The sequence below is a fragment of the Cupriavidus basilensis OR16 genome, assembly GCF_000243095.1.
GTDB classification, from domain to species: Bacteria; Pseudomonadota; Gammaproteobacteria; order Burkholderiales; family Burkholderiaceae; genus Cupriavidus; species Cupriavidus basilensis_D.
The window spans coordinates 120,491-143,437 of record NZ_AHJE01000044.1 but is presented as its reverse complement, the minus strand read 5'-3'; the positions used below and the strand labels follow the sequence as shown (position 1 = coordinate 143,437).

At 63.7% G+C, this 22,947-nt stretch carries 17 protein-coding genes and 1 pseudogene; 11 read left to right on the top strand and 7 right to left on the bottom strand.

The genetic code is table 11. The annotated features are described in order from the left end of the window. Nucleotides 1-15: 15 nt before the first annotated feature. The 8 genes and pseudogenes from OR16_RS16875 to OR16_RS41360 form a co-directional block, all read left to right on the top strand. A pseudogene (locus tag OR16_RS16875) lies at nt 16-2,370 on the top strand (fimbria/pilus outer membrane usher protein); the annotation flags it as partial. A gap of 30 nt (nt 2,371-2,400) precedes the next feature. After that, nucleotides 2,401-3,384, top strand: a complete 984-nt coding sequence (locus tag OR16_RS45875) for a fimbrial protein (protein ID WP_337459844.1) — start codon at nt 2,401-2,403, stop codon at nt 3,382-3,384. A 64-nt stretch (nt 3,385-3,448) separates the two neighbouring features. Continuing rightward, nucleotides 3,449-4,480: a fimbrial protein gene (locus OR16_RS16870; RefSeq protein WP_100227900.1), complete on the top strand. Its 1,032-nt coding sequence runs from the start codon at nt 3,449-3,451 to the stop codon at nt 4,478-4,480. Between the two features lie 101 nt (nt 4,481-4,581). Beyond that, nucleotides 4,582-4,905, top strand: a complete 324-nt coding sequence (locus OR16_RS43530) for a hypothetical protein (RefSeq protein WP_085961299.1) — start codon at nt 4,582-4,584, stop codon at nt 4,903-4,905. Nucleotides 4,906-5,094: 189 nt separating this feature from the next. Next, nucleotides 5,095-6,096 carry a fimbrial protein gene (locus OR16_RS16865; protein WP_063709594.1) on the top strand — a complete coding sequence of 334 codons (1,002 nt, stop codon included), beginning with the start codon at nt 5,095-5,097 and terminating at the stop codon, nt 6,094-6,096. A 379-nt stretch (nt 6,097-6,475) separates the two neighbouring features. Then, nucleotides 6,476-8,161: a ShlB/FhaC/HecB family hemolysin secretion/activation protein gene (locus OR16_RS16860; RefSeq protein WP_043420086.1), complete on the top strand. Its 1,686-nt coding sequence runs from the start codon at nt 6,476-6,478 to the stop codon at nt 8,159-8,161. Between the two features lie 188 nt (nt 8,162-8,349). Then, nucleotides 8,350-10,272: a filamentous hemagglutinin N-terminal domain-containing protein gene (locus OR16_RS39800; RefSeq protein WP_158001364.1), complete on the top strand. Its 1,923-nt coding sequence runs from the start codon at nt 8,350-8,352 to the stop codon at nt 10,270-10,272. A gap of 139 nt (nt 10,273-10,411) precedes the next feature. Beyond that, complete coding sequence (locus OR16_RS41360) at nt 10,412-10,804, top strand: DMP19 family protein (protein WP_006159147.1); 393 nt, start codon at nt 10,412-10,414, stop codon at nt 10,802-10,804. 222 nt (nt 10,805-11,026) lie between these two features. Here the strand turns inward: OR16_RS41360 and OR16_RS16845 are convergent, their stop codons facing one another. The 7 genes from OR16_RS16845 to OR16_RS45870 form a co-directional block, all read right to left on the bottom strand. Further along, nucleotides 11,027-11,791: a hypothetical protein gene (locus tag OR16_RS16845; protein WP_043420082.1), complete on the bottom strand. Its 765-nt coding sequence runs from the start codon at nt 11,789-11,791 to the stop codon at nt 11,027-11,029. A gap of 32 nt (nt 11,792-11,823) precedes the next feature. Further along, the gene (locus OR16_RS16840) at nt 11,824-12,654 is read right to left on the bottom strand and encodes a hypothetical protein (protein WP_043420015.1); all 831 of its coding nucleotides are present in this window, start codon (nt 12,652-12,654) and stop codon (nt 11,824-11,826) included. 215 nt (nt 12,655-12,869) lie between these two features. Continuing rightward, nucleotides 12,870-14,081: a cytochrome-c peroxidase gene (locus OR16_RS16835; protein WP_006159144.1), complete on the bottom strand. Its 1,212-nt coding sequence runs from the start codon at nt 14,079-14,081 to the stop codon at nt 12,870-12,872. Next, entirely contained in the window at nt 14,078-15,382 is a 1,305-nt protein-coding gene (locus tag OR16_RS16830; RefSeq protein ID WP_006159143.1) for an alkaline phosphatase family protein, read from the bottom strand. The genes OR16_RS16835 and OR16_RS16830 overlap by 4 nt, the downstream gene beginning before the upstream one ends. 455 nt (nt 15,383-15,837) lie before the next feature. Further along, nucleotides 15,838-16,578, bottom strand: a complete 741-nt coding sequence (locus OR16_RS16820) for a hypothetical protein (RefSeq protein ID WP_006159141.1) — start codon at nt 16,576-16,578, stop codon at nt 15,838-15,840. Nucleotides 16,579-17,286: 708 nt separating this feature from the next. Beyond that, on the bottom strand, nt 17,287-18,372 hold the full coding sequence (locus tag OR16_RS16815; RefSeq protein WP_006159140.1) for a Zn-dependent alcohol dehydrogenase: 1,086 nt from the start codon (nt 18,370-18,372) through the stop codon (nt 17,287-17,289). Nucleotides 18,373-18,519: 147 nt separating this feature from the next. Next, nucleotides 18,520-18,810 carry a hypothetical protein gene (locus OR16_RS45870; protein ID WP_006159139.1) on the bottom strand — a complete coding sequence of 97 codons (291 nt, stop codon included), beginning with the start codon at nt 18,808-18,810 and terminating at the stop codon, nt 18,520-18,522. A 7-nt stretch (nt 18,811-18,817) separates the two neighbouring features. Here OR16_RS45870 and OR16_RS45865 point away from each other — a divergent pair, with 7 nt between their 5' ends. From OR16_RS45865 to OR16_RS16800, 3 genes are all read left to right on the top strand, one after another. Then, the gene (locus tag OR16_RS45865; RefSeq protein WP_006159138.1) at nt 18,818-19,168 is read left to right on the top strand and encodes a hypothetical protein; all 351 of its coding nucleotides are present in this window, start codon (nt 18,818-18,820) and stop codon (nt 19,166-19,168) included. A 294-nt stretch (nt 19,169-19,462) separates the two neighbouring features. Beyond that, the gene (locus OR16_RS16805; protein WP_050983002.1) at nt 19,463-20,995 is read left to right on the top strand and encodes an amino acid permease; all 1,533 of its coding nucleotides are present in this window, start codon (nt 19,463-19,465) and stop codon (nt 20,993-20,995) included. A gap of 82 nt (nt 20,996-21,077) precedes the next feature. Beyond that, a complete protein-coding gene (locus tag OR16_RS16800) occupies nt 21,078-22,748 on the top strand; it encodes an amidohydrolase (protein WP_006159136.1) in 1,671 nt (556 codons plus the stop codon). The last annotated feature ends 199 nt before the right edge of the window (nt 22,749-22,947 follow it).

Sequence of the window (22,947 nt, the reverse complement as noted above, 5' to 3'; positions counted from 1 at the left end):
CCCGGAGTGTTTTGTATGCCGCCGATTCAGCGTCCGAATTCCGACATTGGCCAGATGCCGCAGCTGCGGCCACTATGCGCTTTGCTCCTGACCAGCCTGGCCGGCTGGCAAAGCAACGCGAACGCTGATGGTGGAACACGGGAGGCATTGCAAGTCGCGCAACTACAGCTCGCGCAAGTCGAGTTCGAGAGCGGCTTTCTCAACAGCAGCGGCGAAACCGTGGACCTGTCGAGGTTCAAGCGGGGCAATACCGTCCAGCCCGGAACGTACAGTGTCGATATCTACGTCGATCAGAACTGGGTGGGGCGCGCCAGTGTTCCGTTCAAGGCCGTGCCCGGTACGGCGGAAGCCCAGCCCTGCTTCAACGAAGCGCTGCTGAAGCAAGCCGGCGTCGATCTCGGCAAGTTGCCTCACCATGTGAAGGTCTCGCTCGCCGAACCGGACGCATGCGTTCGTCTCGGGCAAGCCATCCCGGACGCGAGCACCAGTTTCGATTTCAGCGAACAGCGGCTCGGCCTCAGTATTCCGCAGATCTCGCTCGCGCGTAACGCGCGCGGGCATGTCGACCCCGGTCAATGGGATGCCGGCGTCGCTGCCGGGATGCTTGGCTACAACCTCAACGTCTACAGTTCCAGGAGCCAGGGCAGCAGCGTGCAAACCCAGGGGTATCTGGGCCTGAACACGGGCTTCAACCTCGGGAGCTGGCACTTCCGGCATGACGGGTCGTACACCTTGGATGACAAGGGGCGCCAGAAGTACCAGAATATCGCAACCTACGCGCAGCGGAGCCTGCCGTCGTTGTCGTCGCAGCTCGTCATCGGCGAATCCTATACCTCGGGAGACCTGTTCGATGCGACCCAGTTCCGCGGCGTGCGCGTCTACACGGACGACCGCATGCTGCCGGATTCGTTGCGCGGCTACGCGCCGGTCGTACGCGGCGTGGCCAGCAGCAACGCGCGGGTCACGGTTTCACAGAACGGCGTCAAGCTCTACGAAACCACCGTCGCGCCGGGTGCGTTTGAAATCGACGATCTTTATCCGACCGGCTACGGCGGTGACCTGATCGTCTCCGTCAAGGAAGCGGACGGCTCCGTGCATTCGTTCTCCGTGCCCTATGCGGCTGTGCCGCTTTCGCTGCGTCCCGGCACCAGCCGCTACAGCTTCGTGGCGGGCGCGGTGCGCAATCAGCAGAGTTCGAAGAATCCGCTTTTCACCCAGGGCACCTGGCAGCACGGCTTCACCAACATGCTGACCGGCTACGGCGGCTTCACCGCTGCCGAAGGCTACCTGTCCGCGATGGGCGGCGGCGTGCTCAATACCTCGTTCGGCGCGCTGGGCGCGGACATCACGCAAGCCCGCACGTCGATCCCGGGCGTGAAGCAGTTCGACGGCTCCAGTGTGCGGCTGAGCTATGCGAAGAACGTGGTGCCGACCGGCACGAACGTGTCGATTGCAGCCTACCGCTATTCGACGGCCGGGTTCTTCGGGCTGAACGATGCCATGCTCGCTCGCGAGCAGGCCGAGCGCGGGCTCTCGATCGACACCGTCCTGCGGCAACGGAATCGGGCCTCGCTGACACTCAACCAGCGACTCGGCGAGCGCGGCGGGAACATCAATGCGACCACGTCCGCGTCGACGTACTGGAACCGCAGCGGCTCTGACGTGAGCTATTCGGTGGGCTACAGCAATGCCTACAAGAATATTTCCTACAGCGTCTCGGCGACACGTCGGAGCAACCCCGACGGCAAGAAGAGCACGCTGTACTACCTCGGCGTGACGATTCCTCTGGGCGGCAAGACCCCGATGACGCTGAGCGGGAACATGATGCGCGATAGCCGCGGGCAAACCCAGCTGCAATCGTCGCTCTCCGGTTCGGCCGGCGTGGACAACAATTTCTCATACGGCCTGAACGCCAATCACGCCTCCGGAGACGGCAGCGCGACGACGAACGGCGGCGGCAACATCATGTACCGCAGCCCGATTGCCGAACTCAGCGCCAGCGCCAGCGCCGGCGCGGATTACCAGCAGGGCTCCGTGACGGCGCGCGGCGCCATGGTCGCGCATCGCGGCGGGATCACGCTGTCGCAGCCGCTTTCGGAGACGTTCGCGATCGTCGAAGCGCCCGGCGCGGCCGGCGCGCGCGTGACGAATGCGTCGGGCGTTCGGGTGGATAGCCGAGGCTACGCGATCGTGCCGTACCTGACGCCGTTCAATATGAACATGATCGAGCTCGATCCGAAGGGCTTGTCGACCGATGTCGAGCTCAAGGAGACGAGCCAGCGCGTGGCGCCGCTGGCGGGATCCGTTCCGCTGCTGAAATTTGCCACGGCGTCCGGGCGCTCCGCGCTGATCCGGTCCCGGCGGCCGGATCAGAAAAGTGCCGCGCAGCGTTGGACGGCAATGCTTGGCTGCACGGCAGCCATCTTTCTATCTTTTGCCCTTCCTGTTTCGCAGGCATGGGCGGGCTGCAAGATAAGCGACGGCCGAGACTATCAGTCCATCAGTATTCCCGCTATGTCGGCCCCTACGTTCGACCCTAACGCTGCGGACGGTACGGTTCTTTTCTCCTCCGCTGGAATGGCAACGGGAATCGAAGCGGTTGTTGCCTGTTTTCCCACTGTTGGCAGGATCGTCTATGCCGGGAAAGGGACGCCAGGGCGCTTTAACACTTATCCAACCTCGGTTCCCGGTGTCGGTGTGCGCATCAGGAGCGGCATCGACGGATGGTGGCCACAAGAGGTGACGGAGTATTTTCTCCTCCCATGGATCAAGTTCCAGGACGGCTGGGAATTCAAGGTGGAACTGGTCAAGACAGGTCCAATCACGGCGGGTGGGGAACTGACGGGCGAAATCGGCACGACTACGCTGATCGACCACGGCAACTGGGTCATCCGACGTATCTTCCTCACCGGCTCGCTCCCCATCAAGCCGCAGGTCCCGGCATGCAAGGTGCTGACGCCTTCCGTCTCGGTGCCGCTCGGCCAGATTCCGCTCAAGTCGCTCAGGGGCGTAGGCACGACCACCGCCGCGCAGCCGTTCGAGATTCGGCTGCAGTGCTCGGGGGGGGCGCAGGGTACGTCCATACGGATGTACATGACGATGACGGACAGCAGCAACTGGGCCAATCGAACCAGCACAATGTCCCTGTCGCGGGACTCCAACGCATCGGGAGTCGGCATTCAGGTACTGCGCGGCGCCGACGATAGCCTGGTCAGCTATGGCCCCGATTCTTCCCAGAGCAACAATCCGAATCAGTGGTTCATTGGGCAGTACGGCAATGTCCCGGTGACGATCCCGTTCAAGGCACGCTACGTGCAGACCTCATCCACCGTAACGCCAGGGGTGGCAAAAGGCATCGCTACGTTCACGATGAGCTACCAATGATCGCCAATGCGCTGGCTCTCCCTGCCAGTGCCGAAAATCGTAAGGAAGGGTAAGGAGTATCAAGATGCCACGAACGATTCCCATTGATCAGAAAAGTGCCGCGCAGCGTTGGACGGCAATGCTTGGCTGCACTGCAGCCGTCTTTCTATCTGTTGCCCTTTTTGTTTCGGAGGCACGGGCGGCCTGCACGTTGAGCACCGGCAAAGACTATATGACCGTCAATATTCCCGCTTGGTCGCCCCCCACGTTTGACCCTACCGTTCCGGACGGCACGGTTCTTTTTTCCTCCAGCCGACAGGCAACGGGGGACTCAGCAGTGGTTACGTGTACGAGCGCTATTGGCAGGGCCGTCTATGCCGGGAAAGGGCCGCCAGGGCGCTTCAACACTTATGCAACTCCGGTTGCCGGTGTAGGAGTGCGCATCATGGGCGGTATCGATGCATGGTGGCCACAAGAGTACTACTATTCCGCCCGTGACAACCAGTTCGTGGGAGGCGGGAGTTTCACGGTGGAACTGGTCAAGACAGGTCCGATCACAGCAGCTGGGGAACTGACGGGCGAAATCGGCACGACTACGCTGGTCGACCACGGCAACAAGGTCATCCGACGTGTCTTCATCACCGGTTCGCTCCCCATCAAGCCGCAGGTCCCGGCATGCAAGGTGCTGACGCCTTCCGTCTCGGTGCCGCTCGGCAAGATTCCGCTCTACGCGCTCAAGGGCGTAGGCACGACCACCGCCGCGCAGCCGTTCGAGATTCGGCTGCAGTGCTCGGGGGGCACGCAGGGTACGTCCACGCGGATGTACATCACGATGACGGACAGCAGCAACTGGGCGAATCGAACCAGCACGATGTCCCTGTCGCGGGACTCCAACGCATCGGGAGTCGGCATTCAGGTACTGCGCGGCGCCGACGATAGCCTGGTCAGCTACGGCCCCGATTCTTCCCGGAGCAACAACCCGAATCAGTGGTTCATTGGGCAGTACGGCAATGTCCCGGTGACGATCCCGTTCAAGGCACGCTATGTGCAGACCTCATCCACTGTAACGCCGGGGGTGGCAAAAGGCATCGCTACGTTCACGATGAGTTACCAGTGATCGCTGCGAGCAGCTGTTGACGACGGCACTGCCAACGGTTTGCCCTAGCGCTCCCCGCCGACAACGACTTAAAGACTTAAAGACTTAAGGACTTTCTGAAGATGAATTCCCCGAAAAAATGGCAGTTATGGTGGCTAGCCTCGAAGGGCAGCGGATACTGCGCGCTTGCTACCGCATCCCTGGCAAGCCTGCCGCCGCAAAAGCAGGACTTGGCTCGGAGCATTGCGGCCGGGCTCTTGCCACGCGACCGCTACTCCGACGTCAAGGCGGCGCTATTGGTCCTTGTCACGCTGGAACTGGGCGATAAAGTCCGCCCGCGAGCCGACGGCACTGCAGTCGGGCGAGCGCTGCACTATGTTTACGCGCCCTGGAGTTTGCAATTTGCCTATCGCCAATTCAATCACACCGGACCGGTGCCTTCCTGAAGATCCATGGCACAGGGAACGGCTGGCCGGCGCGTCCGGTCCATCCGGGTGAAGCAAAACGACTTGCAATCTCCATAGCATCCGAGATCAAGGCCGCGAGTCCCGATAATTCGATAAATGATCCGAAAAATGGGGACGGCACGGGGGAACAACGTATTCCCTCACTTACGGAAGGGAATAATTTCTACTATGCAACGGTTCCATCAAATCCTCCGGGGTCTTGCTGCGCGCCTGATCCCGGCATTCGTTCTTGTCGTTGTCGCGTCGATTTCGCCGAAAGCACTTGCTACACTCGTTCCGGTCACGGCGTTTGGAACGGCGCTTAACCTGCCGAGCACCTTGCCAACAGGCACCGTGGTCAGTCGCTACACGATTCCGTTGAGTCAACTCTGCGACTCATCGCCGTCGTGCAAGGTTTCTTCGATCTCGCTCTGGCCGAACGGCGGGAGCGGATACGTACGCGGACCGGTAATCGAGACCAACGTATCGGGCATCTCGACTCGCCTGCTGGTCAACGGCCAGCCCATCACCATGTTCAACGTGAAAACTGGCAGCGAGCTCACGGTCAATTCGCCACTCGAAGTGCAACTGGTGCGCGACGACCGCCCGCTGTCGGCCGGCAGCCTCGCGGGCCAGACAGGCCAGCTAGGCAACCCGTCCTATTTCTATGTGTGCCGGCCCGATGGTTGGGAATTCAATGGCGATATGTGCTTATTGAGCAAGCGCGGTCTCGCGATCGCTCTGGCGGCGACCGTCAGGCTGGTCAACGGCACCTGCTCGACGCCGGATCAAAGCGTCGTGCTGCCCGCTATGGCCTTGCACAAGCTCACGGGCACGGGATCGACCGGCGGCCAGTCGGGCACGAGGAGGTTCGAGCTTCGCTTCAACAACTGTCCGCCCGGCTACGCGCGCGTCGGTTACACACTCACCCCGATCGGAGGCCCGGCGCCCGCCTTCGCCGGCGCGCTGCCGGTCCCCGGCGGCTCGACGGCGAAGGGCGTGGCGATCCAGATCACCGACTCGAACGGCACGCCCGCGATGTTCAATCAACGATTGCCGCTCAGCGCATATAGCACATCGACCGGCGGCACCTACTCCATCCCGATGACCGCGCGCTACATTCAAACTGAAGCGACGGTCACTCCCGGCACGATTTCCGGCATGATGTCCGTGTTGATGGATTACCAGTAGGAGCGCAGTGGCAGGCCGATGCGATACCGGCAGGACGCGCCGAGCTTTCTCGCACATTCCTCTCTGCAACCCGCCTCAATAGAACCCGAATAGAACCTCAATCGAACGGGAACAATGTTCCCGAGAGCCGCATCGACCTGCCCGCGAGACGTCAGCGATAAAATCGCTCGTAAGCGCTGCATTTCATCGCATCTTCAAACTTGTCCGATTGTCTTCCCTTCCCAAGACACTCAGAATGTCCCTGCCTCGATAGCGACAGCATCGACACCAGACACAGCGACTGCCACCTGGCCCACAAAGCGGCTTCGGTATCGGCGGCTGGCGTTTCCGCAACAAATCCGCGCCTATGTTCCAGACATGGACGCGCAGCATCGGCAGCATGACATCCATCCGTAAGATCGGCGGCGCAGCGGCACTGCTCCTGCTTCAGATCTCTCCCGGCATCGCACAGTCCCTGACACCGCACGCCGCGGCCGAGACCAGCGAAGCGACACGCCGACAGGCGCAACAGGTCGACGAGGCACTCACGCGCGCCGCGGCCGCGGCGCCGGTCCTGTCCGGTGGCGAGACTTCTCCGCACGCGGTACTCGAGTTTCCAGCCGAGTCGCCGTGCTTCGAGATCTCGCACCTTGCATGGAAAAACGCCGAGGCGTTCGCATGGCTCGTGCGCGCCGTGCAGGTGCGGGACGTGTGCGTCGGCTCCGAAGGGATCACCCGGCTGCGCGATCACTTGCGCTACCTGCTCATCGAGCGCGGTTATCTCACCACGCAAGTCCTCATCGGCCAGCAGGATCTGCGCGCCGGCACGCTGGAGATCGAACTCGTGCCCGGGCGCATCGGCAGCATCGCCGAGACCGGCGACGCCCCCGGCCGCCGCCAGGCGGCGATGCCGATGCGCGAAGGCGATGTGCTCAACCTGCGGGATCTGGACCAGACACTGGAGAACATCCGCACCGTGGCGGGCGACGCAGCGGTACAGATGGTGCTGTCGCCGGGCAAGGAATTCGGGCAAACCGATCTTGCCATCCACCATGCGCCGACGGTGCGCCGCTGGCGGGCCATTGTTTCCGCCGACAACGCGGGCCTCGATGCGACCGGGAAGAATCAGCTCGGCGGCGTGCTGGTAGTCGACTCCCCCCTGGGACTGTATGACCATCTCGTGGCCACATACAACAATGACGCGCACTTCGGCAACCACACCGTCGGCTCCCGCTCTATGGGCTTGCAATGGACGGTGCCGTATGGCTATGGCTCCTTCTGGCTGGGCGCTAACCAGTACGATTTCCTGCAGACAGTGGCCACGTATGCCGGCGGCCTGCCCTACACGGGCCGCACGCGGACATTCGAGGCGGGTGCCGCCACCGTGGCTTACCGTACCGGCACGATGAAGGGCACGGTGCGCGCCAAGCTGTCGCGGCGCTCGGACGACGTCTGGCTCGGCGAATGGCCGATCGGCGTGCAGGCGCGCGACATCACCGGCTACACGCTCAGCTATTCCCACTATCAACGCGCGCGCCGCGCCACGTTCACCGGCGGGCTCAGCCTGCGCGGGAGCATTCCCGCGTGGTCGTCCAACACCGGCTACGTGAGCGGGAGAACGCAATGGAACGGCCGCTACAGCATCCTCAGCGCCAACGCGAGCGTTGACGCGCCGTTCTCCCTCGGCGGGCAACGCATGGGCTATCGCACCAGCATGAACGCGCAAGCCGCGCCGAATGCGATTCCGGGGACCGAAATGATGTCGATCGGCAGCCGCTATACGGTGCGCGGCTTCGATGGCTCGCGGACCCTGGTGGGGCAAAGCGGATGGGTGCTGCGCAATGAAGTCGCGCTGGCGATCGGGCGCACCGGGCAGGAAGCCTATATCGCGGCCGACACGGGTTCCGTGGGCGGCAGCGTGACGCGCGAACTCTCCGGGCGAACACTGGTTGGCGCGGCGCTCGGGGTGCGGGGCGCTTACGGGAAGCTCAGCTACGACGTGTCGGTTGGCAAGCCGCTGGCCAAGCCTGCCGGGTTCGAGGCAGCGCGGGCGACCGTGGCCGTGCAGATATCCATCACGCTTTGATTCACGCTTTGATTCACGCTTGGAATCACGCTTGGAATCACGCTTTGAGATTGATCCATGACCTGACGGAGGAAGCCGACCACAGCCATTACTGAAGCCCTGACCCGGCATGCCTGCACCCAACCCGGCACGGATCTCCGTATGCCGGTGGCCTGCCGTCTCTCACCATACTTACCATGGCCCAAACGATGAAAAAGACATCCATGATTGCCCGCCCGCCCCGCTGCAGCGTCCTGCTGCGAGCCATGTTGCTGGCCGCCCCCGCGCTTCACGCCTCGATCGCCTCCGCGCAGCTCAGCGCTGCGCCTGGCGGTCCCGGCATCGGCGCAACCGCCAACGGCGTGCCACTCGTCCAGATCAACGCGCCGAACGCCGCCGGCGTATCGCACAACCCGTTCCAGAACTATAGCGTCGGCGCCAATGGCCTGGTGCTCAACAACAGCGTCAACGGTGCTGCCACGCAGATCGGCGGCAACGTCGCGGGCAACGCCGCACTCGCCAATGGCGCCGCCAGCGTCATCCTGAACGAGGTGGTCGGCAATGCCCGCACCATGTTGAACGGTACGACGGAAATTGCCGGGCAGCGCGCCGCGCTGATCGTCGCCAACCCGAACGGCATTTCGGTCGATGGCGGCAGCGTGCTGAACGCCTCCCGCGTCACGCTGACCACGGGCACGCCGACGCTCGGCAACGGTGGCGCCGTGACGGGCTTCGTGGTGGCTGGCGGCGACATCGCCATCGGCGGCAAGGGGTTCGATGCCAGCACGGTGGACAAGGTCGACCTGCTGTCGCGCTCCATGACGATCGATGGGGCGGTCCGTGCCAAGGAACTGGTCCGCGCCGTGGCAGGCCGCAACGATATCGCCTATGACGGCGAGCGCATCGACGCCAGGCAGACCGATGCGAACGACCTCGTGCCGGTGCGCGCGATCGACGTAGCCGCGCTCGGCGGCATGTACGCGAACGCCATTTCGCTGCGGAGCACCGAAGGGGGCGCCGGCGTGAACATTGCGGGCAAGGTGCAAGCGCTCACGGGCAACCTGAAGGTCGAGAAGACCGGCAATGTCATCGGGTCGGTCCCTCAGGACGCGCAGAGCGTCAGCGGCGGCGACGGCTTGGTGGTTGCCGGGAAGGCCACCGAGAACAAGCTCAGCGTACAGTCCGGCGCGCAGCTGATCGCGGCGGGCGCTGCTGACATCCGCTCGGACAGCATGGAAAACGACGGCAAAATCAGCGGCGCAACCGGTGCCACGATCAACTCGGCGACACTGATCAATCGCGGGACCATCGAGTCGGACCGCGACATCACGCTGGGCACAGCTACATTGCAGAACAAGGACACGATCAAAGCGGGCGGCGCGCTTTCGATACGTTCGGCAACCCTGACCAACGATGGGACTGTGCTTGCCAAGGGCGGCGGCCTCACCGTGGATAGCACAACCATCACCAACACAGGTACGCTCAGCAGCGCAGCCGGAGCCACCAGGTTGAATGGGACGACGGTCTCGAATGCCGGCAATATCACCGCAAGCGGGGATCTTTCGGTCAAATCGACGACCGGTATGAACACGGGATTGCTGTCCAGCGATCATGGCAACGTAAGCGTCTCCAGCCTCACGTTCACCAATACCGACCGGATGTCCGCCAAGGAGGGCAAGGTCAAGGTGCAGTCGATGCTGTATTCCAACTCCGGGACCATCGAGCAGGCCAGGCCTGTGGAGCCGGCCAAGCCGGTGGAGCAAGTGAAGCCGGTGGAGCCGACCAAGCCCGTGGAGCAAGCCAAGCCCGTCGAGCCGACCAAGCCCGTGGAGCAAGCCAAGCCCGTCGAGCCGACGAGCCGACCAGGCCCGTGGAGCAGGCCAAGCCCGTTCAGCAAGCGAAGCCCACGCAGGTTTGGCCTGTGCAGGTCTGGCCGGTGCAGCAGGTCTGGCCGGTGCAGCAAGTCTGGCCCGTGCAGATCTGGCCGGTGCAGCAGATCTGGCCGGTGCAGCAGGGCTGGTCCGCGCAGGTGCCGGTCGTCCGCCCTTGGTGGCAGGCGATGTACGTCGGCTGGAATACGCGCTGGTACTAACGCGCCTAAGACATCCTGCCGCCTAGCGCGGCGTGGATGACCCAAGGCGGGGCGGGCGCCTGACCGGCGCCCGCCTTTGGCGTAGTGGCGATCCCTCCCTTTATCTTTGCGTGCCTCCATGACCGGCTGCCTATTGTCGGGGGGCATACATAGTCGAACCCATTCGGCCTTCCCTTCCCATGAGCGAACGACTGCCTTGCGCACTTTGCGGCGAACTCATTCTTGCGGACACCGCGGCGAAGACCGGCGGCTTGTGCATGCCGTGTAAAGGCGGATACCGACAGCAGATTGACGATGGCAAGAAGCGCCGTGTGCGCGAGCGCCAATGCGGGGAAAGCGCTGAACGGGAATACTGGACCGGCCTGGTCAATCGTGTTCACGGCGAAGGTGGCGGCTTTCTGTCCCTTGGGATCCATGAGAAGACCTATTTTGCAGTGACCTGCCTCATCGGCGAGGTGTACAGCGGGGGCTTCCATCAGTTCTTCTCCAACAGCGCTGGAGAGTGCTACGAATACGCGCTCCACCACAGAACTCGATGCCCTGGAGAGAGCCTTTTGGGCCGACCCGGATAAGCTAGGCGATCGACGCGCACGGTTCGCGCGTCAGCATGGACTGTATTCGTGCGACTGAGGTCGATCATGGGACAGTGCCCGCTTTTCAGATTTATCCCCGTTGGCCCCGGCCTACCGTTTGGTAGACCGGGACCGTTCTTCGGCCGTGGCGGTGGTCCTGCGCCGCGAACAATCAGGTAGAGGTTCCGAACTTGGTGTGGATGGCGGGAAAATTGCGCGGGTTTATCCGTTCGGATATTCCTGACTGATGAGGTTGAGTCGCAGCATGCCTAGACGCGTACTCAGATTGCCCAGCAAATAGAGGTCGCGTCGACGAAGCGCCGGTGGCTGCGCGGACGTGTCATACGCCGCCGGCAGCGACAGGCCCGCAGGCACAGCCGCTTTCATGCCGATCGCATTCGAGACCTGAACGGCGAGCGATGCTTGATCCCGATGCGTGATGACCGCGATCGTCCCCAGCGCGGCAGCAGTGCCGGCCTGCTTGACGATCGCGGCGGCGACGCCCTCGGGCGTCGGCACCGTGACGCCAACACTGCTTGCGCCAGCGGGGGGCGAGATCGAGTTAACGCCGCTGGTCAGCCCATACTTGGCCGCGAGCACACTGGCGATTTCCTGCTGGGCGTAGATCGGTGCCCCGACCGTCTGATGAAGCAGGTAGACGGCATCCGCAATCTGCTCGTTGACGGGACCGGGCACCGGCACGGCGCCGCCAGTCGCGGCCCGATTGCCGAAGCTGTACGCGACAATCGTATTGACCTGGCCCGCATCAACGGTCGGCGGCGTCCACGAAAAGAACGCGTCGAACAGGTAGCCGGTCTCGGTGGAGGCGACGGCCTGATCGTTAAGTTCGGCGGTCAGCTTGCCCTGCATCTGGCGCTGCAGCTCGGCGTCCGAGGCCAGGATATCGCTGGCGAAACTGGCGGTGCTGGCGGCGCACAACGCGGCGAACGCGGGCGCGGAAGTCAGGAAATGGCGGCGAGTGTGCATGGTCGTAGGTATCGTGAAATTGGCGGACATCATCAGCCTTTCGGAAAAGCCTGGCTCGTGGCACCGATGGCCCTGCCGATCATCTGCGCATACATGTCGTGTACGAGATACAGGCTGCGGTTGCGCGTCCACGGCTGGCCCGATTGCGGGTCGTAGACCGTGGGCAGCGGTACTTCGCTCACCGCGTAAGCCTTCATGCCCGCCTGCTGCGAAGTCTGAATGCAGCGCTTCGCATGATCGCGATGGCCGACCACCGCGACATTGCCCATCGCGACGCCGCCGCCAGCCCGCGACACTGCCGCGGCCGCGACGCCGGCGGTGCTCAGGTACACGATCGTGCCGTTGCTAGCGACCACCGGTTCTATCGACGTCAGCACGTCCGTTCCCATGCCGTACTTCGACACGAGGAAGCGGGAAATTTCCCATTGCGCATAGACTTTCACGGGCTTCAGCACGTAGATCTGGTGAACGGCATCGGCCAATGCTTCGTTGACAGGTCCCGGATCGGGCAACGCGAGCTGGTTGCCGCCCGAGCTCGACGTGTTGCCGCTCGCGGCATTCGGGCGATTGCCGAAGCTGTACGCGACGATCGCGCCGACCTGCGCGGCCGGTATCATCGGTAGGTCCCACGTGAAGCCGACGTCTAGCAGTGCCGGTTGGATCGCATTCGCAGTCGCGCTATCGCCGAGCTGAGCATTCAGTTTGGCGGCAATTTGCGCCTGAAGCTCGGCGTCGCTAACCGATGCGGAAGTGGCATCGTCACCGCCGCATGCGCTTAGTACAGACGTTGCCGCCATTGCCGCCATTGCCGATCCGGCGGCAAGGAATTTTCTGCGTTGCGGGATTGGGAGATTTGGATTCATAAGGTTTCCAAAGTGATTCTAATGATCGCGACGCAAGCGTCGAACGCCGACATCGCACATCGCGGGCTGATAGTGAGCGGAAGCCCAGCCTTACGGTTGCTACGCGCGGTCACCGATGTTTCGGCGACGGTTCTCTCTTGTTCGTGGTGATACGAGGATTCTCAATCGTCCCTATGCTTCCTCCTCGGCAACTGGACTAGGCGCTGGTAGCAGCGCTACGGCTGATAGCCGTCGTTCAGCGTCCTGAGAAACGCGATCACGTCACGGATATCTGCCTCGGACCAAACAGGCTTCTCACCCTTGTGATGCGTGAATGGCGCATTGATGTGATCGACGTTGTCCTGCAGCGCTTCGGGAAGGTCGTCGAACTGGCGCTTGCTGCCCGGATGCGGATACCATTTTTGGGGTGCGGTATCGCGCTCCACATAAAAGCGCAGTGCGTCTTCCAGACTGTGGAAACGCCCGTTGTGGAAGAACGCGCCGCGCGTGGCGACGTTGCGAAGCGTAGGTGTCCTGAACATCCCGCAATAGTGCTGCGCTTGCGCCTGGTCGGTCCGTGCTGGACCGCATAACCCCATGTCGTAATAATCCCGATCAGTGTTAGCCGGAATTTCCGGATTGCGCGGCACGCCGATCGCCGCGAAGCTGAAATCGGTAAGCAGCGGGTGCGCGCCGTTGGCGCCCTGCTCGACGATGTGGCAGGCGGCGCAATTGCCGCCATCCCGGTCCCTGAACAGCTTGAGGCCGCGCAGTTCCTGCACGGTCAACTCAACCTTGCGGTCGAGGTAAAGATCAAACTTGCTGTCGTAAGGCTGGAAGCTCGGGTCGTCAAGCTGGAAGCGCTGCAGGGCCTGGCCCAGCGCCTTGAATGCAGCGTCGGGGCGCGAAAAGATGTCATGGCCGAAGACTTCACGGAAGCGCTGGGCGTAGGCGCTCCTGGAAAGACGCTCCACCACGGCCTCGATACCTGGATTGGCCATTTCGTTTGCGGCCAGCAATGGTGCCGCCGCTTGCTCGGCCATGGTGTTGAAGCGGCCATCCCAGGTAAAGCCGCCGACAGGCACGTTGTCGGTATCCGTCAGGCGCTCGCGCAGATTCGACTGGTAAGTCTTGAACCAGACAGGCGTGCGGCGCAGATAGCGCAGCGATGGCACAGCCCTGGTCCCGTGCGCCTGCAGATCCGGCCCGCCCAATTGCGCAGCCAGTGCGTTAGGCGGACCGTAGGCGTGGTCGGGGCTATGGCAGCTCGCACACGACATGCGGCCCGACGCCGACAGCGAAGGGTCGGAAAAGGCCAGCTTGCCGATCGCGGCCACCGCCTTGGCGGAGGGCGCGACGGCAAGGGCCGATTCGCGGCCACACGCACACAGGCAAAGCAGCGCCGCTGCGATGAAGGCGGCTCCCGCCTTGCGCCAGTACTTGCTCACTGCAGGTTGGTGAAGATGTCGGTACCGAAAGGCACCAGGTTCTTGTCATCGGCGTAGCCCAAGTACCCATTGGTCTGGAAGATGTTTTCCAGGCTCTTGAGCATCGAATAGTGGTTATACGGCGTGTTGGTCACCGTGCCTGGCTTGATGAACTTCGAGAGCATGACTGCGCCAACGCGGTCGCCGCCCACACCTTGATAGTGCAGCTTGTATTGCAGCGTTGCGGAAACCGGCAGGATCGCATCGTCCGGGCGCGTCACGTTGGGGCCGGCCTGCTGGCCGCAGCACGAGTCGCCGGGCAAGTTCAGCGTAACCGTCGTCACGCCGTTGGTGATTGTCGAGCCGGCCGGAACGATGTCGGCCGATTCATCGAAGTTGATGATGATGAGGCCGTCCTTCTGGTAAGCGGGCGAGGCCTGAATGATCGCGACCCACTTTTTCAGGAAGGCGTTGATCGAGAACAGGCCGCCCTTGTCGCCGTTGACACAGGGCTTGGCGCCCGTGCCATCACCGTCGTGGCCGTCATCGCACAGGTTCGGGGTGACGAATACAAAGTTGGGGGTGGTATCGACCGACTTCAGGTCCTTTTCCAGGTTCGCATCCAGATTCACGACATGGGTATCGCAATAGCTCTGGTTGTCGATAATCGAATGGAAATAGACAAAGGGATTATGGCGGGTCGCGTACTGGTCGCCCTTCGGCACGTCGGCGGTCGGTGCCCGAGCGGACTGGGTATTGTCGATGGCGCCGATCTTGGGATGGCCGCAGGTGGCCGACTCACGGGTCGGGTCGTTGCCCATGTCCCCCATGTAGCCCTTCCAGGCCAGGCCCAGATCATCGATCTGGTTGACGAAGGTCTTCACTTCCTTGGGATACACGCAGCCCAGGCCGTTGGTCGTCTTCAGCACCTTCGGATTGCCGGCGTCCGAGCCGTCGGCCACCGCATCGTTGAAGCCCCGGACGCAGTCACCCTGCGTTTCCCTGGTGGAGGGCTGGCCGCTCATCATCGCGATGTAATTGTCCAGGCTGACGTGACCGGTACCGAAGTACTGAGTCAGCAGCGCACCCTGCTTGGCCATGGCTTGCAGGTCGGGATCCTGCGTGCTCGAGCCAAAGGTGTCGTTGTAGTTCTTGTTTTCCATGGTCAGCACGAAGACATGCCTGACCGACTGCATGGTCGCCGGCCCACTGTCGCCAGTGCTGTTGCAGGCGCTTAAAGCGCCTGCCAGCGTGACGCAAAAAATCAGTGCGCAGGCCGCACGGCCCAGCGCGCCGAACGGATATCGGCCCTTGAACAACATAACTAGCTCCCTGATCGGCCGGGCTCTTGTGGGGGCGCCCGTGCCATTGTTTTGTCATACCCAAGGCGCGACTGTTGACTAGTCACCTTGGGAGCGGCGCATTGTCTTATCCATTGATGACAAACCAATGAACGGGTTGTTCAAACGCCCGTTCGTCGTTCAGCCGGGGAGATATGCCATGGAGAGAGAACTGAAATTCGAGCTTGCGGAAGGCCGGTCTGCGAGATGCCGAATTCCGTGCGTGCGACCCCTCTGGTGCTAAAGCGTCAGGACACCGTGGAGGATGCCTTTCGCAAGATCGTGCAGATTTGCTCGGCTGCCTTCAGAAGGCCAACGAGAAAGCGGCAAGCGGTGCCATCCATGCGCGGGGATTCCTTGCGGCTTGCGTTGTCGCGGATCGCGACAATCAGCGATGACTCCGGCAGCGTTTTCGCCGCACAAAACGACCCTGACAACTAGCCGGCCCGACACCACCGGCCGGAGTCCGGGCACACGTTGGCCCTTGCATCGTTCAACCAGACTTGCTCTTCATCCGGCTGCGACGAGGCCGAAGGGGCGATGTCGAAGGCGACCTTGAGTGCGTGCGCAACACGGGCATCTTCGATGGGAAGCTCCCAGGTCAGGAAGAGCTGGGTGCAATCCTGGTCGGGCGGGAAATCGCCCGCATGAAATCCGCTGCTGCTGCGTTGAATTACGCCATGAGGCTGGCAGGTATCGAAGATAACGACCGTACCCCGGGTCAAGGGGATGCGATGGCCCGAAGAGGGAAAATGCAAGTCCTGGCCTCTGTCCTCGCTCAGGAAGAGATTGCAAAAGGCCGCACCGCCGTATTGCTCACCGTCATGGTGGTACCTCGCGCCGCGGCAGGCCATGAGGGCTACGTCACCGCAGGCAAGCACCCCAGGCAGCCCAAGCGCGCCCGCCCAGTCGGACACCGCCTGCACGCAGCGCGCGTAGTCCGGCCAGCGCGCCCGCGCCCGTGCCAAAGGCATTGCCTCGACATCCCCGGGTTCCAGGACCAGGCGGGACGATATCTCCCTGGCCCAATCCGCGAGCAGACGTGCGGGGGGCACAGGCATGTCGACCGTGCCTGATAGCACGATGTCACTCACGCGCCGGCTGCGGATGGCGTCGCCACTCCAGAAATAAGAAGTGAGAAGGTCTTGTACTTGATGCTGTTGAGGGCGGTAGCTCATCTGGACCCGTGTAACGCGGCGGCCTCGGTCATATAACGGAACGTAGCGCATCGGCCACTTTTGGCCGCTGACGTGTGCCATGACGTTAGGAAAGCGTAGCGCAATGCGGCGGGACTGCTGGTAGTCAATACATAGCCGCCCGCACACTTTCCGGCCCGCATGATCGCACGAATAATTGTCCTGATTCCATTTCAGAGCTTGCCTCGCGACCGAAAATCCTCCTGACCTGTTTGAACTGCGGAAGGAAACACGCGAGCGTCCCGAGACGGGCTCGCAAACCATCCCAACCTGAACATCCGTTCGGGTCGAATTCCGTGAACAAGCAAAAAAAAACCAGGCTGTCACGGGGCGGACAGCCTGGGGCGCGATTGGGGTAGGAGGGGGTCACCCACTATGCAAAGGTCAATCGGCACACGCGGGCATGCCGAGACACGAAGTCTAGCTAGCTTTCATCGTGCGGGAAATCGGATAAGTCCTAAATTGCAGCGCCAGCTGGCCAGGGCCCGGGCATCTACCTGATTGGAAACGCGCTCTACAAGCGCGCAATCTACGGCCACATCCCGCTGTCACACCTGGGCGGGCTGACCAGCGCGGTGATGTGCGTGGTGGCGGTGTGGGAGAGCGTGTCGCGGCGGCGCGGCCAGCACGCCGGGGCGAACGGGAAGACAGTGGCCTAGGCGGCGCGCGCCCGGGCCACGCCCGCGGCGCTCAGTGCTCGAACATGATCACCGAGCGCGCCAGTTCGCCACGGCGCAGTTCATCGAAGGCCTCGTTGATGTTCTCCAGCGGCATGCGGCGCGAGATCAGCTCGTCCAGCTTGAGCTTGCCCGACATATAGAAATCCACCAGGCGCGGCATGTCCACCGGGAAGCGGTTGGAGCCCATCATCGAGCCCTGGATACGCTTCTCGGCCAGGAAATCCGTGCCCTTGATCTCGATCTTCACCCCCGGGGCGATCATGCCGATCACCGTGGCGGTACCACCGCGGCGCAGCATGGAGAAGGCCTGCTCGGCGGTCTGCTTCAGGCCGATGGCTTCGAACGCATGGTGCACGCCGCCGCGGGTGAGCTCGCGTACGGCTTCCGCCGCATCGACGTCGGCCGCATTGATCACATCGGTCGCGCCGAATTGCCTGGCGAGCTCGAGCTTGCCAGGCACCCGGTCGATGGCGATGATGCGGCCGGCGCCGGCAATGGCCGCGCTGTTGATGGTGGCCAGGCCAATGCCGCCGCAGCCGATCACCGCCACGGTCTCACCCGGGCTCACGCGTGCGGTGTGGATGACCGCACCCATGCCGGTGGTCACGGCGCAGCCGATCAGCGCGGCACGGTCCAGCGGCATATCGCGGCGGATCGCCACCAGCGCGTGCTCGTGGATCAGCATCTGCTCGGCAAACGCCGACAGGTTGAGGAACTGGTTCATCGGCGCGCCCTTGGCCAGCAGGCGCGGCTCCTCGCCCTCGCGGCGCTTGGTGTCCGGCTCCACGCACAGCGACAGGTGGCCGGTCAGGCAGTGCTCGCAATGGCCGCAGTAGGCCGACAGGCAGGTGATCACGTGATCGCCGGGCTTGACCGTGCGCACCTCGGAGCCCACCTGCTCCACCACGCCGGCCGCCTCGTGCCCGAGCACCACCGGCATCGGGAAGGGATAAGCACCATCTAGAAAATGCAGGTCCGAGTGGCAAACGCCCACCGCCGCCGTGCGCAGCAGCACCTCGTGCGGGCCCGGCTTGCCGATGGCGACGTCTTCGATCACAAGCGGGGTCTTCGGTTGATGCAGGACAGCGGCTTTCATGGGTCTCCTCGTTGTTCGATCTGGTTCGATATGGTTCGACGCAATGCGCTACGATTCCCGTCCCCGGCAACGGCGGCGGCACGGCTACCATACAACCGAAACGCCGTTCAGTGAAGCCATAAAACGGTTCCCGCCCCGGCCGGACGCTTAAGGATGCGGCGGCGCCTTGGCCTGCTGCGCGGGCGCGGGCCCCACGTTGGTCGCCACCGCTGCCGCCGCCAGCTCCGCGTTGCGCTGCTGGTGGTACTTGCGCAGGATCTGCTGCGCGATCGACAGGCGCGAGGACACCGGCACCGGGAACCGCACCAGGGCATCGAGCCGGTCCGCCGCCATGGCTTCGAACATCACGCGCGGCTCGAACTGCGAGAGATCGAGAAAGCGCGAGCCGCCGTATTCCTGCAGGCTGTGCCGGGCCTCGGCCAGGAAGCCGGCGCACACCGCCTCCGTGATCGCGATCAGCTCGGCCTCGACGCGGGATATCGCCGAGCTGGAAGGGGCGCGCCATCATGCGCAGGAAAGCGCCCAGGAAACACATCACCAGTTCCTTGCCGCCGATCACCAGGGCCACCGCGAAGGCGGTCAGCGAGATCGCCACGCTCTTGAGCTCGGACACCCAGATCCCCAGCAGCAGCAGGAACACCACCGCGGCAACCGCATTGCGCGAGGCCACGGTCCAGGTGCGATAGCTGCCGCGGTTGTCCTTGTCCCCCTGCTGGCGGGCCTGGAAAAAGCGGTTGATGAACTTCACGGCCAGCATGCCGGCCAGCACAATGCCGACGCTAAGCGCGATGTGTAGAAGATAGCTGTCGTTGAAGGGCAGGTTCATGAGGATCGGTCCGGATACCGCGAGGATGCAAAGCCCAGATTCTAGCCATGCCGCACTGCAACGAGCGCAAAACCTGCAGCAGCCCGGCCCCGGCGCCTTTCCCCGGGCGGCGTTTTCTCTTATGATGCCGCCCAATGTACCAGCCGGTAAATGTATCGCCTTGTATCCCGCTTTTCTGGCTTTACACCCGCCGGGCCCGGCCAGCGTCAGTCAATGCGGGCCACGCCGGCGCCTCCGGCTTCAGCGCTCCAATTCCTCTTATCCATGACCAGCCAGCAACCCGCTTCCCGCCCTGCGCCACCCGCCCTTCGCCGCACCTTGCGCGCGCGCCACCTCACCATGATCGCCATCGGCGGCTCGATCGGCACCGGGCTGTTCGTGGCCTCCGGCGCCACCATCGCGCAGGCTGGCCCTGGCGGGGCGCTGGCCGCCTACATCCTGATCGGCGCCATGGTGTACTTCCTGATGACCAGCCTGGGCGAGCTGGCGGCGTACATGCCGGTGTCGGGCTCGTTCGCCACCTACGGCGCGCTCTACGTCGAGGAAGGCTTCGGCTTCGCGCTGGGCTGGAACTACTGGTACAACTGGGCAGTCACCATCGCCGTGGAGCTGGCGGCGGCGCAACTGGTGATGCAGTACTGGTTCCCCGACACGCCCGGGCTGCTGTGGAGCGCGCTGTTCCTCACGCTGATGTTCCTGCTCAACGCGATCTCCGTGCGCGGCTTTGGCGAGGCCGAGTACTGGTTCGCGCTGGTCAAGGTGGTGACGGTGATCGCGTTTATCGTCATCGGCGTGCTGATGATCTTCGGCATCCTGCACGGCGATACGGGCGGCGTGCCGGCGGGGCTGGTGAACCTGACGGCGGGCGATGCGCCGTTCGTCGGCGGGCTGCCGGCGATGATCGGCGTGGCCATGATCGCCGGCTTCTCCTTCCAGGGCACCGAGCTGATCGGCGTGGCGGCCGGCGAATCGGCCGATCCCGCCAGGAACATCCCGCGCGCCGTGCGCCAGGTGTTCTGGCGCATCCTGCTGTTCTATGTGCTGGCGATCCTGATCATCGGCATCCTGATTCCCTACACCGATCCCAGCCTGCTCAAGAGCGATGTGGAAACGGTGGGCGTGAGCCCGTTTACGCTGGTGTTCCGCCATGCGGGACTGGCATTCGCCGCCGGGGTGATGAACGCGGTGATCCTGACCGCCGTGCTGTCGGCCGGCAACTCCGGCATGTACGCCTCCACCCGCATGCTCTACAACCTGGCCACCGAGGGCCGCGCGCCGCGCATCTTCGCGCGCCTCACGCGCAACGGCGTGCCACTGGCGGCATTGCTGGCCACCACCGCGGTGGGGGCGCTGTGCTTCCTGACCTCCATGTTCGAGAGCAAGTCGGTCTACCTGTGGCTGCTGAACCTGTCGGGCATGACGGGCTTCATTGCCTGGCTCGGCATCGCCGTCAGCCACTACCGCTTCCGCCGCGGCTTTGTCGCGCAGGGGCTGGATCTCTCCCGCCTGCCCTATCGCTCGCCCTTCTTCCCGTACGGCCCCATCTTCGCCTTTGCGCTGTGCCTGATCGTGACGCTCGGCCAGAACTACCAGGCTTTCATGGACGGCAAGATCGACTGGGTAGCGGTCACGGCCACCTATATCGGCATCCCGATCTTTCTCGCCATCTGGCTGGGCTACCGCCTCGTGCGCAAGACGCGCTTCGTGCACTATGCCGACATGCAGTTCCCGCCGCTGCCACCCGCCCGGGGCGAGGCAGCCGACGCTGGCCTGCCCGCCACGGCGGCGGCCGAGTAACGAGCAGTCCGTAGCAAGCAGTCAATCCTGAGAGCACATAAGAAAACCAAAGCGCCGTACCACAACAACAAGGAGAGTTGAGTTGAAACACGCGATCCACAAGAGCTTGCTGGCCCTGGCCGCCGGCCTCGCCCTGTCGGCCCATGCCGCGCCTACCCTGATCGAATCCGTGCAGGGCTACACCCTGAAGAACGACCAGGTCGCCAGCTTCACCGGCCTGGTGTTCGACCAGGGCAAGGTGCTGGCCACCGGCGACGCCGCCGCGCTGCGCGCGCAGTACCCCGAGGCCAAGCGCATCGACGGCCAGGGCAAGACCCTGCTGCCGGGCCTGATGGATGCGCACGGCCACGTGTTCCGCCTGGGCTTCAAGACCACCGAGATCTCGCTGTCGGGCACCAAGGACCTGGCCGAAGCGCAAGGCATGATCCGCGCCTACGGCGACAAGAATCCGCAGCGCAAATGGCTGCTCGGCTACGGCTGGAACCAAGTCAACTGGAAACTGGGCCGCTTCCCCACCGCGGCTGAACTCGACGCTGCCGTATCGGACCGCCCGGTGCGCCTGGTGCGCGTGGACGGCCACGCCGCCTGGCTCAACACCAAGGCCATGCAAGCCGCCGGCATCACGCGCGACACCAAGGACCCGGCAGGCGGGCGCATCGAGCGCGACGCCAACGGCAACCCCACCGGCGTGCTGGTCGACAAGGCCATGGCGCTGGTCAACAACGTGATCCCGCCGTACTCCGACGACGACCGCCGCGCCGCGCTGGCCGCCGCGCTGGCGCACATGAACGCGCTCGGCCTGACCGGCGCGGGCGACGCCGGCGTGACCGCGCAGGAGGACCGCATCTACCGCGAGTTCGCCGACCAGGGCAAGCTGACCACGCGCATCTACGGCATGATCCGCGACACCGGCGACGACTTCAAGGCGCTCTCGGCCAAGGGCCCGCTCTCCGGCTACGGCAACGACCGCTACTACCTGCGCGCGGTCAAGCTGTACGGCGACGGCGCGCTGGGCAGCCGCGGCGCGGCGCTGATGGCGCCGTACTCCGACGACCACGTGCACAGCGGCCTGCTGTTCATGAGCGACGCCGCCATGCAGGCCAGCGTCAAGATGGCCATCAAGGCCGGCTACCAGGTCAACGTGCACGCCATCGGCGACGCCACCAACCACCAGGTGCTGGACGCGATCGAAGTGGCCTACAAGGAAGTCGGCGGCCGCGAACTGCGCAACCGCATCGAGCACGCGCAAGTGGTCGCGCTGCCGGACATCCCGCGCTTCAAGCAGCTCGACCTGATCGCCTCGATGCAGCCGACACATGCCACCAGCGACATGAACATGGCTGAGGACCGCATCGGCAAGGAACGCATCAAGGGCGCCTACGCCTGGCAGACCATGCTCAAGCAAGGCACCGTGATCGCCGGTGGCTCGGACTTCCCGGTGGAGTCCGCCAACCCCTTCTACGGCCTGCACGCGGCAGTCACGCGCACCGACCACGAAGGCCGCCCGATCAAGGGCTGGCATCCGGAAGAAGCCATGACCCTGACCCAGGCCTTCCGCGCCTTCACGCTGGACGCAGCCTACGCGGAGCACCAGGAGAAGACGCTGGGCTCGCTGGAGCCGGGCAAGTGGGCCGACTTCATCCTGGTCGACCAGGACCTGTTCAAGGTGGCACCGGCCGAGATCTGGAAGACCCGCGTGACCCAGACGTGGGTGGCGGGTGAGCGCGTGTACGCGGACGCAAGCGCACGTTGATGCGCTGACTTGCCTGGTGCCCTGGCGTGCATTGTTCGCCAAGGCATGATCGAGAGGCCGGCCCCGCGCCGGCCTTTTTCATGCACGCTGCCTCTTCTCAGCCTGTGTTGCAAACAGGCAGCATCCATTGCTATCCATTGCTGCCGCTGGAAGAAACAATGTCAACTGAGGCTGCAGGAACAACCTCGTCCGCCGAAAA